General features: G+C 42.8%; 19 protein-coding genes, 1 tRNA gene and 1 other RNA gene. 15 read left to right on the forward strand and 6 right to left on the reverse strand.

Annotation, left to right across the window (positions count from 1 at the left end; genetic code table 11):
- Window positions 1-17: 17 nt before the first annotated feature.
- Window positions 18-665 (reverse strand): PAQR family membrane homeostasis protein TrhA, encoded by a 648-nt coding sequence (trhA, locus tag D8802_RS07545; RefSeq protein WP_001097971.1) that lies wholly within the window; start codon window positions 663-665, stop codon window positions 18-20.
- Complete coding sequence (locus D8802_RS07550) at window positions 662-1,108, reverse strand: DUF1836 domain-containing protein (protein ID WP_125395385.1); 447 nt, start codon at window positions 1,106-1,108, stop codon at window positions 662-664. The genes trhA and D8802_RS07550 overlap by 4 nt, the downstream gene beginning before the upstream one ends.
- A gap of 134 nt (window positions 1,109-1,242) precedes the next feature.
- Here D8802_RS07550 and D8802_RS07555 point away from each other — a divergent pair, with 134 nt between their 5' ends.
- From D8802_RS07555 to trxB, 7 genes are all read left to right on the forward strand, one after another.
- Window positions 1,243-1,737: a GNAT family N-acetyltransferase gene (locus tag D8802_RS07555; RefSeq protein WP_125395386.1), complete on the forward strand. Its 495-nt coding sequence runs from the start codon at window positions 1,243-1,245 to the stop codon at window positions 1,735-1,737.
- Complete coding sequence (locus D8802_RS07560) at window positions 1,734-2,255, forward strand: methylated-DNA--[protein]-cysteine S-methyltransferase (RefSeq protein ID WP_125395387.1); 522 nt, start codon at window positions 1,734-1,736, stop codon at window positions 2,253-2,255. The genes D8802_RS07555 and D8802_RS07560 overlap by 4 nt, the downstream gene beginning before the upstream one ends.
- A gap of 5 nt (window positions 2,256-2,260) precedes the next feature.
- Window positions 2,261-2,617: an arsenate reductase family protein gene (locus tag D8802_RS07565; RefSeq protein ID WP_125395388.1), complete on the forward strand. Its 357-nt coding sequence runs from the start codon at window positions 2,261-2,263 to the stop codon at window positions 2,615-2,617.
- A gap of 156 nt (window positions 2,618-2,773) precedes the next feature.
- The gene (locus D8802_RS07570) at window positions 2,774-3,574 is read left to right on the forward strand and encodes an amino acid ABC transporter permease (RefSeq protein ID WP_125395389.1); all 801 of its coding nucleotides are present in this window, start codon (window positions 2,774-2,776) and stop codon (window positions 3,572-3,574) included.
- The gene (locus tag D8802_RS07575; protein ID WP_038805010.1) at window positions 3,574-4,317 is read left to right on the forward strand and encodes an amino acid ABC transporter ATP-binding protein; all 744 of its coding nucleotides are present in this window, start codon (window positions 3,574-3,576) and stop codon (window positions 4,315-4,317) included. Before D8802_RS07570 ends, D8802_RS07575 begins: the two co-directional genes overlap by 1 nt.
- A gap of 77 nt (window positions 4,318-4,394) precedes the next feature.
- On the forward strand, window positions 4,395-4,619 hold the full coding sequence (locus D8802_RS07580) for a DUF4059 family protein (protein WP_000924294.1): 225 nt from the start codon (window positions 4,395-4,397) through the stop codon (window positions 4,617-4,619).
- A 65-nt stretch (window positions 4,620-4,684) separates the two neighbouring features.
- The gene (gene trxB / locus D8802_RS07585) at window positions 4,685-5,596 is read left to right on the forward strand and encodes a thioredoxin-disulfide reductase (RefSeq protein ID WP_125395390.1); all 912 of its coding nucleotides are present in this window, start codon (window positions 4,685-4,687) and stop codon (window positions 5,594-5,596) included.
- On the opposite strand, the gene D8802_RS10350 is transcribed toward trxB, so the two are convergent.
- From D8802_RS10350 to def, 3 genes are read right to left on the reverse strand one after another with little or no spacing between them, the layout of a single operon-like run.
- Complete coding sequence (locus D8802_RS10350) at window positions 5,593-5,784, reverse strand: hypothetical protein (protein WP_125395391.1); 192 nt, start codon at window positions 5,782-5,784, stop codon at window positions 5,593-5,595. The genes trxB and D8802_RS10350 overlap by 4 nt on opposite strands.
- Window positions 5,785-5,830: 46 nt before the next feature.
- Window positions 5,831-6,559: a 23S rRNA (guanosine(2251)-2'-O)-methyltransferase RlmB gene (gene rlmB / locus D8802_RS07595; protein WP_000855742.1), complete on the reverse strand. Its 729-nt coding sequence runs from the start codon at window positions 6,557-6,559 to the stop codon at window positions 5,831-5,833.
- Window positions 6,560-6,603: 44 nt separating this feature from the next.
- Complete coding sequence (gene def, locus D8802_RS07600; RefSeq protein ID WP_125395392.1) at window positions 6,604-7,215, reverse strand: peptide deformylase; 612 nt, start codon at window positions 7,213-7,215, stop codon at window positions 6,604-6,606.
- A gap of 155 nt (window positions 7,216-7,370) precedes the next feature.
- Here def and D8802_RS07605 point away from each other — a divergent pair, with 155 nt between their 5' ends.
- The 4 genes from D8802_RS07605 to ssrA all read left to right on the forward strand — a co-directional run bounded on the left by D8802_RS07605 (window position 7,371) and on the right by ssrA (window position 10,575).
- The gene (locus tag D8802_RS07605) at window positions 7,371-8,681 is read left to right on the forward strand and encodes a CapA family protein (RefSeq protein WP_125395393.1); all 1,311 of its coding nucleotides are present in this window, start codon (window positions 7,371-7,373) and stop codon (window positions 8,679-8,681) included.
- A gap of 21 nt (window positions 8,682-8,702) precedes the next feature.
- Window positions 8,703-9,530 carry a Cof-type HAD-IIB family hydrolase gene (locus D8802_RS07610; protein WP_125395394.1) on the forward strand — a complete coding sequence of 276 codons (828 nt, stop codon included), beginning with the start codon at window positions 8,703-8,705 and terminating at the stop codon, window positions 9,528-9,530.
- Between the two features lies 1 nt (window position 9,531).
- Window positions 9,532-10,167: an SGNH/GDSL hydrolase family protein gene (locus D8802_RS07615; RefSeq protein ID WP_125395395.1), complete on the forward strand. Its 636-nt coding sequence runs from the start codon at window positions 9,532-9,534 to the stop codon at window positions 10,165-10,167.
- Between the two features lie 60 nt (window positions 10,168-10,227).
- Window positions 10,228-10,575, forward strand: a transfer-messenger RNA (tmRNA) gene (ssrA, locus tag D8802_RS07620).
- Window positions 10,576-10,784: 209 nt separating this feature from the next.
- Here ssrA and D8802_RS07625 read toward each other — a convergent pair.
- Window positions 10,785-10,872: transfer RNA gene (locus tag D8802_RS07625), tRNA-Ser, on the reverse strand.
- 161 nt (window positions 10,873-11,033) lie between these two features.
- On the opposite strand from D8802_RS07625, the gene D8802_RS07630 reads away from it, so the two are divergent.
- From D8802_RS07630 to D8802_RS07645, 4 genes are all read left to right on the forward strand, one after another.
- A complete protein-coding gene (locus D8802_RS07630; RefSeq protein WP_125395396.1) occupies window positions 11,034-11,774 on the forward strand; it encodes a DeoR/GlpR family DNA-binding transcription regulator in 741 nt (246 codons plus the stop codon).
- A complete protein-coding gene (gene pfkB, locus D8802_RS07635) occupies window positions 11,771-12,682 on the forward strand; it encodes a 1-phosphofructokinase (protein ID WP_125395397.1) in 912 nt (303 codons plus the stop codon). The genes D8802_RS07630 and pfkB overlap by 4 nt, the downstream gene beginning before the upstream one ends.
- Window positions 12,679-14,631: a fructose-specific PTS transporter subunit EIIC gene (locus tag D8802_RS07640; protein WP_125395398.1), complete on the forward strand. Its 1,953-nt coding sequence runs from the start codon at window positions 12,679-12,681 to the stop codon at window positions 14,629-14,631. The genes pfkB and D8802_RS07640 overlap by 4 nt, the downstream gene beginning before the upstream one ends.
- An 86-nt stretch (window positions 14,632-14,717) precedes the next feature.
- The gene (locus D8802_RS07645; protein ID WP_125395399.1) at window positions 14,718-17,024 is read left to right on the forward strand and encodes a DNA translocase FtsK; all 2,307 of its coding nucleotides are present in this window, start codon (window positions 14,718-14,720) and stop codon (window positions 17,022-17,024) included.
- The last annotated feature ends 25 nt before the right edge of the window (window positions 17,025-17,049 follow it).

The following is a 17,049-nucleotide window of genomic DNA, read 5'->3' on the forward strand; positions in this document are numbered from 1 at the left end:
AAAGATTCTCAACTTTTTTACATGAAATAAACAATCGCGATATATTGGAGTGCAGATGCCGCTAGGATAAAGAGATGCCAAATCATGTGGAAATAAGGTTTTTTCTTAGCGTAAAATCCAGCTCCAACTGTATAACAGAGTCCACCAGTTACCATGAGACTCCAGAAAATTGGTGTTGTTTGACTGATAATGGCAGGAATGATAGCCAGAACCAACCAGCCCATGATCAGGTAAAGGGCAAGGCTGAATTTCTCATTGACCTTTTTAGCAAAGATTTTATAGAGGATGCCAAAGATGGTCGTTCCCCACTGAATGGCAATGATCAGATAGCCAAACCAGTTATTCATCAAAGTCAATACGACCGGCGTATAAGAGCCTGCGATAGCCACATAAATCATAGAATGGTCGATGATTCGCAAGACGTATTTGTGGGTCGAACCATAGGCCATAGAGTGGTAAATGGTTGACGAGAGGAACATGAGAAAGAGACTGATAACAAAGATAGAAACGCCAAAAGATGATAAAAATCCGTGTGCTTCATAACTATAGGTGGATGAAATAGGGAGTAGGATGAGCATGATAACGGCACCCACAGCATGGGTCACGCTATTGGCAATCTCCTCTCCAAAACTGAGCTTTTTACTGAGCTTTAGACTGGTATTCATTGGATTTCCTCCTCTTCTTTGATAAGGATTAAGTCTAGAGTTTGATGATAGAGTTTAACCGTTTGACAGCTGGTTTGGATAATAGGATTTTCTGGATCAATCCCTTGGTTCATGTAGTCCACAAAAGCGTCGTAGAGCTGGTCTGAACTCGCTTGAGTTTGCAGAGTATTGAGGGTCTGAGCAATTTCTTGGATCGAAAAGACAGACTTGAGAGTAGTGATGGCAATTAAACGGGCAATTTGTTTGCGTTGGTATTTTTTCTTGTCAGGTTTTGTCAGGTAACCATGTTTGACATAATTATTGACCATGGATGCTGTTAGTCCCTTGTCCTTATCTGGAGAGATAGGGGTACAGACTTGATTGACATAGAGTAAAACCTGATCCAGATAGAGGTCAATGTTTGGAATGTCTTCCCATTTTGGGTAGGAAAAGTTAGAATTCATTTCCAACTCCTTTTTATCTAGTTTTGATAACTAGATTATAAAATAATAAAAAATAAAAGTCAAGTTTCAACTGCTTGTAGAAAGCTTTAAATTATGCTATGATGAGAGAAAATAGTTAGAAATGAGGGGAAGAGATGGAGATTCGTTTAGCTTTTCCAAACGAAGTAGATGCGATTATGCAGGTGATGGAGGATGCTAAAAAGTGCTTAGCCAAGTCTGGTATCGACCAGTGGCAAAATGGCTATCCGAATGCCGACATCATTATCGATGATATCATCTCAGGTCAAGCCTATGTGGCCTTGGAAGAAGGAGAACTACTAGCCTATGCTGCTGTGACCAAGAGTCCAGAGAAAGCCTATGAAGCTATTTATGAAGGAAGTTGGCAGGGGGGAGAGTCAGAATATCTGATCTTTCACCGTATCGCTGTGGCAGCAGATGTCCAAGGGCAGGGAGTTGCTCAGACTTTCCTAGAAGGCTTGATTGAAGGTTTTGATTATCTAGATTTTCGTTCAGATACGCATGCACAAAACAAGGCCATGCAGCATATCTTTGAAAAGCTAGGCTTCCAACGGGTTGGTAAAGTTCCGGTTGATGGGGAACGTTTGGCCTATCAGAAATTAAAAAAATGAAGCAGAAAAAGTACGCAAAAATGCTCTACCCGTCGCCAATTGGAACCTTGTCCTTAGTTGCTGACGAGCAATATCTGTATGGAATTTGGGTGCAGGACCAGAAGCATTTTGAGAGGGGATTAGGAGATGAAACAATAGAAGGAGTCGTTAGTCATCCTGTATTAGAGCAAGTTATTTCCTATTTAGATACCTATTTCGAAGGCAGGGTTCAGGATCTATCTGACTTACCTTTGGCTCCTATTGGAACAGATTTTGAAAAGCGAGTTTGGACCTACTTACAGGCCATTCCTTATGGTCAAACAGTGACTTACGGACAAATAGCGAAAGACTTGCGGGTAGCTTCTGCCCAAGCGATTGGCGGAGCAGTGGGGCGCAATCCTTGGTCCATCCTCGTACCCTGTCATCGTGTGCTGGGGTCAGGCAAGCGTCTGACAGGCTATGCATCGGGAGTCGAAAGGAAAGCCTGGCTCTTGCAACATGAAGGTACAGATTTTAAAGATATAAACAATAGAAAGTGAAACACATGTTAGAATTTATCGAATATCCAAAATGTTCAACTTGTAAGAAAGCAAAAAATGAATTGGATAAACTTGGTGTGGACTACAAAGCTGTCCACATCGTAGAAGAAACACCAAGTGAAGACGTGATTTTGAACTGGTTGGAAACTTCCGGTTTTGAAGTGAAACAATTTTTCAATACTAGCGGGATTAAATACCGCGAACTGGGCCTAAAAGATAAGGTGGGAAGTTTGTCAAAACAAGAAGCGGCCAAGCTTCTAGCCAGTGATGGCATGTTATTGAAACGTCCAATTCTGGTGGGAAATGGTGCTGTTAAACAAATCGGCTATAGAAAAACCTATGAGAACTTAGGTTTGAGATAGTTTTTATCTATCTCCTTGATAGGTAAAATATATAGCCTCCCTGTTTTAAAGTGTGATAAACTAGAAGATAGACAAAATCTAATCAGCCCGTAGCAAATAATTTGCTTGCGAGCAGAAGTATGATAGAATGAATCATTATCAGGAGAGGATGTTTTTATGACTGTTACAACATTTTTAGCATCAGATTGGTATCAAAGTTTGATGCAACTCATTCCGGATGGTAAGCTCTTTAGTTTGCGTTCGGTCTTTGATGGGATTCCAAGGATTGTCCAACAACTGCCTACAACCTTGATGTTGACTCTTGGAGGTGCGATTTTTGGTTTGGTTCTGGCTTTGATTTTTGCCATTGTTAAGATCAATCGTGTTAAGATTCTATATCCCTTGCAGGCCTTTTTCGTCAGCTTCTTAAAAGGTACCCCAATCCTAGTTCAACTCATGTTGACCTACTACGGAATTCCTTTGGCACTGAAAGCTATCAACCAACAATGGGGAACTGGTTTAAATATCAATGCGATTCCAGCGGCACTTTTTGCGATTGTGGCCTTTGCCTTTAATGAGGCGGCTTATGCCAGTGAAACCATTCGTGCAGCCATCCTTTCTGTCAATCCAGGTGAGATTGAGGCGGCACGCAGTCTTGGTATGACACGAGCGCAAGTTTATCGTCGCGTGATTATTCCAAATGCAGCGGTGGTAGCTACTCCAACCTTGATCAATTCCCTCATCGGTTTGACCAAGGGAACTTCACTAGCCTTTAGTGCGGGTGTTGTGGAAGTCTTTGCCCAAGCTCAGATTTTGGGTGGAGCAGATTATCGTTACTTTGAGCGCTTCATCTCTGTCGCCCTTGTTTACTGGGTAGTCAATATCGGAATCGAGAGCCTCGGTCGTTTCATTGAGAGAAAAATGGCTATTTCAGCGCCAGATAGAGTAACTACAGATGTGAAAGGAGACCTTCGCTAATGATTAAGATTTCGAATTTAAGCAAATCCTTCTCAGGACAGACTGTCTTGGATCATCTGGACTTGGATATCCAAAAGGGAGAAGTAGTGGCCTTGATTGGTTCATCTGGAGCGGGGAAATCAACCTTTCTTCGTAGTTTGAACTACCTTGAAACTCCAGATAGTGGAACGATTCAGATTGACAATTTTAAAGTTGATTTTTCTCAGATTAGCCAAGAAGAAATCCTAACCCTTCGTCGCAAGTTGTCCATGGTTTTCCAACAGTTTAATTTGTTTGAACGCCGAACAGCCCTTGACAATGTCAAGGAAGGTTTGGTTGTCGTTAAAAAATTATCGGACGAGGAAGCAACAAAAATCGCCAAGGAAGAGTTGGCTAAGGTTGGACTTTCTGACCGTGAAAACCATTACCCTCGCCACTTATCAGGTGGACAGAAGCAACGGGTTGCCCTTGCGCGTGCGCTTGCTATGAAACCAGATGTCTTGCTCTTGGACGAACCCACTTCAGCCCTCGACCCAGAATTAGTCGGTGAAGTAGAGAAGTCTATTGCAGACGCTGCCAAGTCAGGTCAAACTATGATTTTGGTCAGTCATGACATGTCTTTTGTAGCCCAAGTGGCAGACAAGATTTTGTTCCTAGATAAGGGGAAAATCATCGAGTCAGGTACACCGGATGAAATCATCAATCATCCGAAAGAAGAACGGACAAAAGAATTCTTCGCTAGTTACAAACGGACTTATATTTGATATAATAGTAAAAGGAAAACTCAGTTAGTTGGACTAGCTGAGTTTACTCTTTAAAAAAGATAGAAACGAGAGAGATCATGCTACTGCATTTATTTTCTTTATATTTCGAGAGTTTGATCTTAACGACCATCCTTGTCGTGATTTTTCTGGGGATTTGGATTGGATTGAGAGCCATGTCTGGTGTGGACAAGACAGCCAAAGCTCGCCAAGCTCATCTCTATGATATGATTATGATTGGAGTTTTGGTCGTTCCGGTGTTATCCTTTGCCGTCATGAGTTTGCTCTTGGTTTTCAAGGCATAATCCTTGCGTGACTAGCAAGAATGAGTTAGAATAAAGATAGTTACAACAAGAAAGAAGGAATCGAAATGTACGATACGATTATTGTCGGTGCTGGACCTGCGGGAATGACCGCTGCCTTGTATGCCGCTCGAAGCAATCTGAAAGTGGCTTTGATTGAAGGTGGTCTGCCAGGTGGGCAAATGAATAACACATCTGATATTGAAAACTATCCAGGTTATGCCAACATCAGTGGACCTGAATTGGCTGAAAAGATGTTTGAACCACTTGAAAACCTTGGAGTGGAGCATCTTTATGGATTTGTCGAAAAGATTGAAGACTGTGCTGACTATAAGAAGGTGATCACTGATGATCAAGTTTACGAAACCCGTACTGTCATCGTGGCAACTGGGTCAAAACACCGTCTCTTAGGGGTTCCCGGAGAAGAAGAACTGAACAGTCGTGGTGTTTCTTACTGTGCAGTCTGTGATGGAGCTTTCTTCCGTGACCAAGACTTGCTCGTAGTCGGTGGTGGAGATTCAGCAGTAGAAGAAGCCCTCTTCTTGACTCGCTTTGCCAAGACTGTCACTATTGTTCACCGTCGAGATGAACTTCGTGCCCAAAAGGTTTTGCAAGACCGTGCCTTTGCTAATGAGAAAGTCAACTTTATCTGGGACTCTGTCGTCAAGGAAATTAAAGGTGAAAACCGAGTAGAATCTGTTATTTTTGAAAATGTAAAAACAGGTCAAGTGACAGAACAAGCCTTTGGTGGTGTCTTTATCTATGTTGGTTTGGACCCTGTTAGCGATTTTGTTAAAGAATTGAATATTCAAGACCAGGCAGGCTGGATTGTGACAGACAATCACATGAAGACTACAGTTGATGGTATCTTTGCGGTTGGGGATGTTCGCCAGAAAGACCTTCGTCAAGTAACAACAGCAGTTGGAGATGGGGCTATCGCTGGTCAAGAAGCTTACAAGTTTATCACAGAACATAGTTAATACACTTCGAAAATCTTTTCAAACCACGTCAGCTTCGCCTTGACGTAGGTATGGGCACTGACTTCGTCAGTTCTATCCACAACCTCAAAACAGTGTTTTGAGCTGACTTCGTCAGTCTTATCTACAACCTCAAAGTAGTGCTTTGAGCTGTCTACAGCTAGCTTCCTAGTTTGCTCTTTGATTTTCATTGAGTATAATCATAAAAAGTTTCCAATCAAGTGATTGGAAACTTTTTTATAGTCGGTTTCGGAAAACTTCGTACATGAGAATAGCTGCAGCAACGCTAGCATTGAGGCTTTGAACATGCCCATTCATGGGAATGGTAATCATTTCATCGACCTGTTTTTTGATGTTGCTAGAGATGCCTTTTCCTTCATTTCCGATGATGAGGGCGATTTTCCCTTTTGTATTCCACTTGTGGCAAGGAGTACCGTTCATATCCGTTCCAAAGGTCCAGAAGCCTTCATCCTTGAGTTTATCCAGGGTTTGACTGAGGTTGGTCACTCGCGCAATCGGTACATGCTCAATAGCTCCTGTAGCCGTTTTGGCAACGACAGGAGTTACTCCGACAGCACGGTGCTTGGGAATGATGACTCCTGAAACATTGGTCGCGTCAGCAGTTCTTAAGATAGAACCCAGATTATGGGGGTCAGTTAACCCGTCCAGAATCAATAGCAAAGGGTTTTCTTCTTGACGCGTTTTGGCAAGAATGTGATCTAGCTCGCTATAGGCAAATTCAGAAACTCGAAGGACAAATCCTTGATGGACAGCGCCTTCGGTCATTTCAGAGAGGGATTTTTTTGAGGTCCAAGAGATGGACACTTTTTTCTCAGTAGCCAGTTCCTTGACTTTCTCAACATTCTTACCCCTTAGATCTTCTTGGAGGTAGAGTTTGTTACCTGTATTTGCAAGGAGGGCTTCAGTAACGGCATGGACGCCATAGACAATATCATTTGTTTTCATGCCTCTATTATAACACAAAACCCCGTCTTGCAACGGGATTTTCTTTATTCCAGAATCAGTAAACCATCTTTAACTGCAAATGGGTCTTTTTCATTGATACGATCGTAGAACATGATTCCGTTGATGTGATCAATTTCATGTTGGACAACGATGGAGTTGTATCCTTTAAGTTTGATACGGTGTTTTTCACCGTCCTTGTCAAAGTAATCAACAGTGACACGGGCATGGCGGACAACATAGCCTGGTACGTTACGGTCAACAGATAGGCAACCTTCTCCTTCGCCAAGGGCAGCATCCTGAACAGAGTGGGATACGATTTTTGGATTGTACATAACAGCTTGTAAGTCGTAGGCTTCCTGTGGAGATTCACCTTCTTCTACAATATTTGGCACTAAAACAGCAATAATACGTTTTGAGATATCCAGCTGGGGAGCAGCAAGGCCAACACCACCACGGAGTCCCATTTTCTCGGCCATAACAGGATCTTGGGAATGTTTGAGGAATTGCATCATTTTTTCGCCAAGAATGATATCTTGATCACTCAATGGAAAGGTCACTTCCTCAGCAACCGCACGTAGAGTTGGATTTCCCTCACGGATAATATCATTCATATCAATCAAATGAGCAGCTTTTGTAATACGTTCTATAGCAGACATTTTCTCTCCTTTCATTACCTCTACATGATAACACAAAAAAGGTCAGAAAGAAAGTCACAGAAGTTCCTAAAAAATAATATAATAAACGGTATTCCTCTTTTGTCTGTGGTATAATAAAAGAAAAGACTTGCATCAAAAAGCAGGGGGGGATAAGAATGGAAAAGCGACAAGATAGACGGTCTCATGGTTCTATTTTTGGATTGTTGAAGAGTAGTATTGGTTTCTTTAGGAATTATAAATCTTGGACCAATGCCCAGTTTATTACGGTATTGCTACTTGTAGTTGCCTTGTCCATGGGATTGAACTTGCTGGTTCGAGCAGTACAAGGTAACAAGGTAACAAGTTCTAACAGTCAGACTACGACGTCTAGTCAGTCCAAGGAAAATGAATCTGGCGAAACAACGGCGCGTATCATGGCAAATGGAGACCTTCTCTACCATATTCCTATCTACCGAACAGCTCTGAAAGAAGACGGTAGCTACGATTTCCATGAAAATTTTGAGTATGTAAAGCCCTGGCTCAGGCAAGCTGATTTGGTGATTGGTGACTTTGAAGGAACGGTGAACAAGGACCACTACTTGGCAGGTTATCCTCTTTTTAATGCACCTGGTGAGGTGATGGATGCGATCAAGGATGCAGGCTATCAAGTTCTAGACTTGGCCCACAATCACATCCTAGATTCTCAGATAGAGGGAGTGGTTTCAACGGCTCAAGCTATTGAAAAGGCTGGAATGACACCCATAGGAGTTTATACAAAAGAACCACGGGACAAGTCTCCCCTTGTTATTAAGGAAGTCAATGGTATCAAGGTAGCTCTCTTAGCCTATTCCTATGGCTTTAATGGCATTGAGCAGTATATCTCTCAAGAGGACTATAATCGCTATCTTTCTGACTTAGACGAAGAAAAGATGAAGGCAGAAATCGAGCGTGCAGAGAAGGAAGCGGATATTACTGTCATCATGCCTCAGATGGGAATTGAGTACCAGCTAGAACCGACGGAAGAACAGAAAACACTATACCACAAGATGATTGACTGGGGAGCTGATATTATCTTTGGAGGGCATCCTCACGTCGTTGAAGCTGCTGAAACAGTTGAAAAAGATGGTGACAAAAAACTGATTATCTACTCCATGGGAAATTTCCTCTCAAACCAACGCATTGAAACCATGCAAGACGAGGAAAATGCCAAGTGGACGGAGCGCGGTGTTCTCATGGATGTGACCATTAAGAAAAAAGATGGCAAAACAAGGATTGAAATTGCCAAAGCGCATCCGACTTGGGTTAATCGAACACCTAAAGGGACTTACTCTCCAGAAGGCTATCCGCTCTTCCTCTATCAGACCTATATCCTAGAGGACTTCATCGAGGGAGGTAGTCACCGTGACAAGTTGGACGAAGCGACCAAGGAACGAATTGACACAGCCTATAAAGAAATGAATGAACATGTAGGATTGAAGTGGGACTAGTTTGAATTCAGAGGAAGTAAAATGACGATTAAGATTATTGCGACAGATATGGATGGAACTTTGCTGGATCCGAGAGGTCAGCTGGATCTGCCCCGCTTGGAAAAGATTTTAGATCAGCTAGATCAAAGGGGTATCCGTTTTGTCATTGCGACGGGGAATGAAATCCATCGTATGAGGGAATTGTTGGGACACTTGGCTGAACGAGTGATCCTAGTAGTTGCCAATGGGGCGCGAATTTTTGAAAACAATGAACTGATTCAAGCGCAGACCTGGGATGATGCTATGGTTGACAAGGCTTTAGTTCATTTTAAGGGGAGAGAGTGCCGAGATCAGTTTGTCGTAACAGGTATGAAGGGTGGTTTTGTCAAGAAAGGGACTGTTTTTACAGACCTAGAAAAATTTATGACTCCAGAGATGATTGAAAGACTCTATCAGCGAATGAATTTTGTGGAAGAGTTACAAGCTGACCTCTTTGGTGGAGTGTTAAAGATGAGTATGGTCGTCGGTGAAGAACGTTCTAGTTCTGTTTTGCAGGAAATTAATGCTCTCTTTGATGGTCATGTAAGAGCTGTTTCTAGCGGTTATGGTTGTATCGATATCCTACAGGCTGGTGTTCACAAGGCTTGGGGATTGGAAGAATTACTCAAGCGCTGGAATTTGCAATCGGAACAAATCATGGCCTTCGGTGATAGCGAAAATGATGTTGAGATGTTGGAGATGGCTGGAATTGCTTATGCTATGGAAAATGCAGATGATGAGGCTAAGGCCGTTGCGACTGCCCTGGCACCAGCTAACAGCCAGGGGGGTGTTTATCAGGTCCTAGAAAATTGGTTAGAGAAAGAGGGATAAGGTGGCAGTACAGTTATTAGAGAATTGGCTCCTAAAAGAGCAGGCAAAGATTCAAACCAAGTATCGCGAATTGAATCAAGTTTCTGTTCTAAAGCCAGATATCATCTTTATTGGCGATTCGATAGTGGAGTATTACCCTATGCAAGAGTTGTTTGGGATTGAAAAGACGATTGTCAATAGAGGGATTAGAGGTTACCAGACGAGACTATTATTAGAAAATCTGGATGCCCATCTGTATGGTGATGCTGTGGATCAAATTGTTCTCCTAATTGGAACAAATGATATCGGAAAAGATGTTCCTATGAATGAAGCCTTGGATAATCTTGAGCGTGTAATCCAGTCGATTGTCCGGGATTATCCGCTGTCACAAATAAAGCTTGTTTCTATTCTGCCAGTCAATGAAGGAGAAGAATACAAGCAGACAGTATATATTCGTACCAATGAAAAGATTAGAGAATGGAATAAAGCCTATGAGACTCTGGCATCCGCCTATATGCAGGTAGATTTTGTGCCTGTTTATGATAGTTTGACAGATTCAGAAGGGCAACTTCAATCAGCCTATACAACGGATGGCCTCCATCTAAGTGTAGCCGGTTATCAAGCCTTGTCAGAAGCCTTGAAAACATATCTTTTCTAAAGAATCGACTTAATTTTGCATTTTTGAGTTAGATAAGGTATAATGGTTTTATTGTCTTTTGGGGTCGTTACGGATTCGACAGGCATTATGAGGCATATTTTGCAACCCGTGTGGCGACGTAAACGCTCAGTTAAATATAACTGCAAAAAATAACACTTCTTACGCTTTAGCTGCCTAAAAACCAGCAGGCGTGACCTGATTTGGATTGCTCGTGTTCAATGACAGGTCTTATGATTAGCGAGATACGATCAAGCCTTGTCTAGTGGTTTGATAAGAGATTGATAGACTCGCAGTTCCTAGGCTTGAGTTATGTGTCGAGGAATTGTTAAAACAATACATAACCTATGGTTGTAGACAAATATGTTGGCAGGTGTTTGGACGTGGGTTCGACTCCCACCGGCTCCATTATTCTTTCACAAAACTTTATAAAACGTTGTTAAATCAACGTTTTTTATTTTTGCCTTTGGTATTCCTTGGTATTCTTTTGCGGAAAAGGCAGACTCAAAAACAGTCTTTTCTTTGCAGTTGGTAAAAATCTTCTGAACACTGTTTTTAAAAAAAGAATACAAAAAAGGATACAACAGATGTCGTATCCCCAAAATAATTTTTCTTTTCTACGGAAGACATGGGATTCGAACCCACGCACGCTGTTACACGCCTACCGCGTTTCCAACACGGCCTCTTAAGCCTCTTGAGTAATCTTCCAATGCTTACTAAAATAGTCTACCATAAAGCGCTTCATCTTGCAATAAAAATTTTAGAATTGGCAAAAATGATAGTTTTTGAAAGAAAATGATAAAAAATGCTTGACTTTGTCGGAAATTGTGCTAGAATGAATAGTGTAAACGATAACAGGAGGTGATTAGGTGTTAAAAACTGAGCGGAAGCAACTGATTTTAGAGGAGTTAAATCAACATCATGTAGTTTCCCTAGAAAAATTGGTTAGTCTATTAGAAACATCAGAATCAACAGTACGAAGAGATTTGGACGAGTTGGAGGCGGAAAACAAGCTTCGCCGTGTGCATGGTGGAGCAGAATTACCCCACTCCTTGCAGGAAGAAGAAACCATCCAAGAAAAATCTGTCAAAAACCTTCAAGAAAAGAAATTGCTTGCTCAGAAAGCAGCATCTCTTATCAAGGAAAAAGATGTTATCTTTATTGATGCTGGAACAACGACTGCTTTTTTGATCAAGGAATTGGTTAATAAGGAGATCACCGTTGTGACCAATTCGATTCACCATGCAGTTCAGCTGGTTGAAAAGCAGATTCCAACTGTCATGGTTGGAGGTAGTGTCAAGATGACGACAGATGCTAGCATCGGGGGCGTTGCTCTTAACCAGATTAACCAATTGCACTTTGACCGTGCCTTTATCGGGATGAATGGTGTTGACGATGGTTATTATACGACTCCTGATATGGAGGAGGGAGCCGTTAAGCGTGCTATTTTAGAGAATGCCAAACAAACCTATGTCTTGGTGGATTCGTCAAAGATTGGTCAAACTTGCTTTGCCAAGGTAGCACCACTTAAACGCGCTATTGTCATCACAAGTCAAGGGCATGAGCTCTTGCAGGCCATTAAGAAGAAAACGGAGGTAATAGAGGTATGATTTATACAGTCACACTCAATCCATCCATTGACTATATCGTGCGCTTGGACCAAGTTCAAGTCGGTAGTGTCAATCGTATGGACAGTGATGATAAGTTTGCTGGTGGGAAAGGAATCAATGTCAGTCGTGTTTTGAAGCGCTTGGATATTCCAAATACAGCGACTGGATTTATCGGAGGCTTTACTGGTAAATTTATCACAGATACTCTGGCAGAGGAAGAAATCGAAACACGTTTTGTTCAAGTGGCAGAAGATACTCGCATCAATGTCAAAATTAAAGCAGACCAAGAAACAGAAATCAATGGGACTGGTCCAAATGTTGAGCTCGAACAACTTGAAGAGTTAAAAGCTATTCTTTCAAGTTTGACATCAGAAGATACGGTTGTGTTTGCGGGTTCAAGTGCTAAGAATCTAGGGAATGTTATCTACAAGGATTTGATTGCTTTGACGCGCCAGACTGGTGCGCAAGTGGTTTGTGACTTTGAAGGACAGACCTTGATTGATAGTTTGGACTACCAGCCACTTTTGGTCAAACCAAACAATCATGAACTTGGAGCTATCTTTGGAGTGAAACTGGAAAGCTTAGACGAAATCGAGAAATATGCTCGTGAGTTACTAGCTAAAGGTGCTCAAAACGTCATTATCTCCATGGCTGGGGACGGTGCACTTCTTGTCACATCTGAGGGAGCATACTTCGCCAAACCTATCAAGGGAACAGTCAAAAATTCAGTCGGAGCTGGCGACTCAATGGTTGCTGGATTTACAGGTGAATTTGTCAAATCCAAAGATGCATTAGAAGCCTTCAAATGGGGAGTAGCTTGTGGAACAGCAACGACCTTCTCGGATGACTTGGCAACAGCGGAATTTATTAAAGAAACATATGAAAAAGTTGAGGTAGAAAAACGATGAAAATTCAAGACCTATTGAGAAAAGATGTCATGTTGCTGAATTTGCAGGCAACTGAAAAAACAGCTGTTATCGAAGAGATGATTAAAAGTTTGGTAGATCACGGTTACGTGACGGATTTTGAAACCTTTAAAGAAGGGATTTTAGCGCGTGAAGCTCTCACTTCCACTGGCTTGGGTGATGGAATCGCTATGCCTCACAGCAAGAACTCTGCAGTTAAAGAAGCTACGGTTCTCTTTGCCAAGTCAAACAAGGGTGTTGACTATGAGAGTTTGGATGGGCAAGCAACTGACCTCTTCTTCATGATTGCAGCTCCAGAAGGTGCCAATGATACTCACTTAGCAGCCTTGGCAGAATTGTCTCAATACTTGATGAAAGACGGTTTTGCTGACAAACTTCGTCAAGTAACATCTGCTGACCAAGTCATTGAACTCTTTAATCAAACTTCAGAAAAAGCTGAGGAGCCTGTCCAAGAACCTGCTAATGAATCTGGCGATTTTATCGTAGCTGTTACAGCTTGTACAACAGGGATTGCCCACACTTATATGGCCCAAGAAGCCCTTCAAAAAGTGGCCGCAGAAATGGGTGTTGGTATCAAGGTTGAAACTAACGGTGCCAGCGGTGTTGGAAATCAACTAACTGCAGAAGATATCCGTAAGGCTAAAGCTGTTATCATCGCAGCAGACAAGGCCGTTGAGATGGATCGTTTCGATGGAAAACCTTTGGTTAACCGTCCAGTTGCAGACGGTATCCGTAAGACAGAAGAGTTGATTAACTTGGCTCTTTCAGGAGATGCTGAAATCTACCGTGCTGCTAATGGAGCAAAAGCTGCAACAGCATCTAATGAAAAACAAAGCCTTGGTGGCGCTTTCTACAAACACTTGATGAGTGGTGTATCTCAAATGTTGCCATTCGTTATTGGTGGTGGTATCATGATTGCCCTTGCTTTCTTGATCGACGGAGCTTTTGGTGTGCCACAGGATAGTCTTGGCAATCTCGGATCCTACCATGAGCTAGCTTCCATGTTCATGAAAATTGGTGGAGCAGCCTTTGGCTTGATGCTCCCGGTCTTTGCAGGATATGTAGCCTACTCTATCGCTGAAAAACCAGGTTTGGTAGCAGGTTTTGTGGCTGGTGCTATTGCCAAAGAAGGTTTTGCATTTGGTAAAATCCCTTATGCTGCAGGAGGAGAAGCAACTTCAACACTTGCAGGTGTCTCATCTGGTTTCCTAGGTGCTCTTGTTGGTGGATTTATCGCAGGTGCCCTGGTTCTTGCTATCAAGAAATACGTTAAAGTTCCTCGTTCACTTGAAGGTGCTAAATCAATCCTTCTATTGCCACTTCTTGGAACAATCTTGACAGGATTTGTCATGCTAGCTGTTAACATCCCAATGGCAGCAATCAACACTGCTATGAATGACTTCCTTGGCGGTCTTGGAGGAGGTTCAGCTGTCCTTCTCGGTATCGTTCTTGGTGGTATGATGGCTGTCGATATGGGTGGACCTGTCAATAAAGCAGCTTATGTCTTTGGAACAGGTACGCTTGCAGCGACTGTTTCCTCAGGTGGTTCTGTAGCAATGGCAGCAGTTATGGCTGGCGGAATGGTTCCACCACTTGCTATCTTTGTCGCAACCCTTCTTTTCAAAACTAAATTTACCAAAGAAGAACGCAACTCTGGTTTGACAAACATCATCATGGGCTTGTCATTTATCACTGAGGGAGCGATTCCATTTGGTGCCGCTGACCCAGCTCGTGCGATTCCAAGCTTCATCCTTGGTTCAGCAGTAGCGGGCGGACTCGTTGGTCTTGCAGGAATCAAACTCATGGCGCCACACGGAGGAATCTTCGTTATCGCCCTAACTTCAAATGCCCTTCTCTACCTTGCCTTTGTCTTGGTTGGTGCAATCGTAAGTGGTGTGGTTTATGGTTACCTACGCAAGCCACAAGCATAAAATGGATTAGAATAGAAAGATTGTTACCATTTGGTGCAATCTTTTTCTCTATTCGAAATGGCTGTGAAATATGGTATAATAAAAGAATGGCAAACAAGAATACTACAAAAACAAGACGGAGACCGTCTAAAGCAGAACTCGAAAGAAAACAGGCTATTCAGAGGATGCTGATTTCCTTAGGAATTGCCTTATTGTTGATTATTGCAGCCCTCAAACTTGGCGCGGCAGGTGTCACTCTTTATAATCTCATTCGACTGGTGGTCGGAAGTTTGGCCTATGTGGCTATAGGCGGCCTCCTCATTTATCTTTTTCTATTTAAATGGATCCGCAAGCAAGAGGGACTTCTGTCAGGATTTCTTTGTATCTTCGCTGGCTTGCTCTTGATTTTTGAGGCCTACTTGGTATGGAAATTTGGCTTGGAGCAGTCAGTTCTAAAAGGGACCTTGTCTCAAGTTATGACGGACCTGACTGGTATGCGGGTGACTAGCTTCGCCGGTGGAGGCTTGCTTGGTGTTGGACTCTATATCCCCATATCCTTTCTTTTCTCCAATATCGGATCGTACTTTATTGGAGTTCTCTTGATTCTAGTTGGGGCACTCTTGGTTAGTCCTTGGTCTATTTATGATGTCGCAGCCTTTATTGGAGCTCAGTTCAGATCTTTCATGGAAAAACAGGAACAGAGAAAACAGGAACGCTTCATCAAGAGAGAAGAAGAGAAGGCACGTCAAGAAGCTGAAGAAGCAGCAAGAATTCAGAGAGAACAAGAAGAACAGGATGCGCTACCGCTTCCTCCTGTAGATCCTGAAACGGGGGAAATCTTATCTGAAGTACTAGACTACGATTTCCCTCCAATTCCTGAGGAAGAATTGATCGAACCGGAGATTATCCTCCCTCAAACTGACTTTTATGTTCCAGATGAGGAAGAAGATTTTGAGGATGAAGAGGTTCAGGTTGATTTTTCTGCCAAAGAAGCCCTTGAATACAAACTGCCAAACTTGCAACTCTTTGCGCCAGATAAACCCAAAGACCAATCGAAGGAAAAGAAGATTGTTCGAGAAAATATCAAAATCCTAGAAGAAACCTTTGCCAGCTTTGGAATCAAGGTGACGGTAGAACGGGCTGAAATTGGACCATCAGTTACCAAGTATGAAGTCAAACCAGCAGTCGGTGTTCGGGTTAACCGCATTTCCAATCTGGCAGACGACTTAGCGCTAGCTCTAGCTGCCAAGGATGTTCGGATTGAGGCTCCAATACCTGGTAAATCCTTAGTCGGGATTGAGGTTCCTAACTCTGAAATTGCGACCGTTTCCTTCCGTGAGCTCTGGGAACAGTCTCAGACTAAACCAGAAAATCTCCTCGAAATTCCTCTGGGTAAGGCTGTCAATGGAACGGCTCGCACCTTTGACCTTTCCAAGATGCCCCACCTACTGGTTGCAGGTTCGACGGGATCAGGGAAATCAGTCGCAGTTAATGGTATTATCGCTAGCATTTTGATGAAAGCAAGACCCGACCAAGTCAAGTTTATGATGGTCGATCCTAAGATGGTTGAGTTATCCGTTTACAATGACATTCCTCATCTCTTGATTCCAGTTGTGACTAATCCACGCAAGGCTAGCAAGGCTCTCCAAAAGGTGGTGGATGAGATGGAAAACCGTTATGAACTCTTCGCTAAGGTTGGAGTGCGAAATATCGCTGGTTACAATGCCAAGGTCGAGGAATTTAATAGCCAATCTGAGTACAAACAAGTACCCCTGCCTTTGATTGTTGTCATTGTGGATGAGTTGGCAGACCTCATGATGGTGGCCAGCAAGGAAGTGGAAGATGCCATCATTCGTCTTGGACAGAAGGCGCGTGCTGCAGGGATTCATATGATTCTCGCAACGCAACGCCCATCCGTTGATGTCATCTCTGGTCTCATCAAGGCCAATGTCCCGTCTCGTGTGGCTTTTGCAGTTTCATCAGGTACAGATTCACGCACCATCTTAGACGAAAATGGAGCTGAAAAACTGCTTGGTCGAGGAGACATGCTCTTTAAACCAATTGATGAAAATCACCCAGTCCGTCTACAAGGATCCTTTATTTCGGATGATGATGTTGAACGCATCGTAAACTTCATCAAGGCTCAGGCTGATGCAGACTACGATGAGAGTTTTGACCCAGGAGAAGTTTCTGAAAATGAAGGAGATTTCTCTGATGGTGAAGCTGGTGGCGATCCGCTTTTTGAAGAAGCCAAGGCTCTAGTTATCGAGACACAGAAAGCCAGTGCTTCTATGATTCAGCGTCGTTTGTCAGTTGGATTTAACCGTGCGACCCGCCTGATGGAAGAACTTGAGATGGCAGGTGTTATCGGTCCAGCTGAAGGAACCAAACCGCGAAAAGTATTGCAACAATAAAAAAACAGCTTCTTTCCAAATTTGG

The organism is Streptococcus oralis (genome assembly GCF_003943395.1).
Lineage (GTDB): Bacteria > Bacillota > Bacilli > Lactobacillales > Streptococcaceae > Streptococcus > Streptococcus oralis_BF.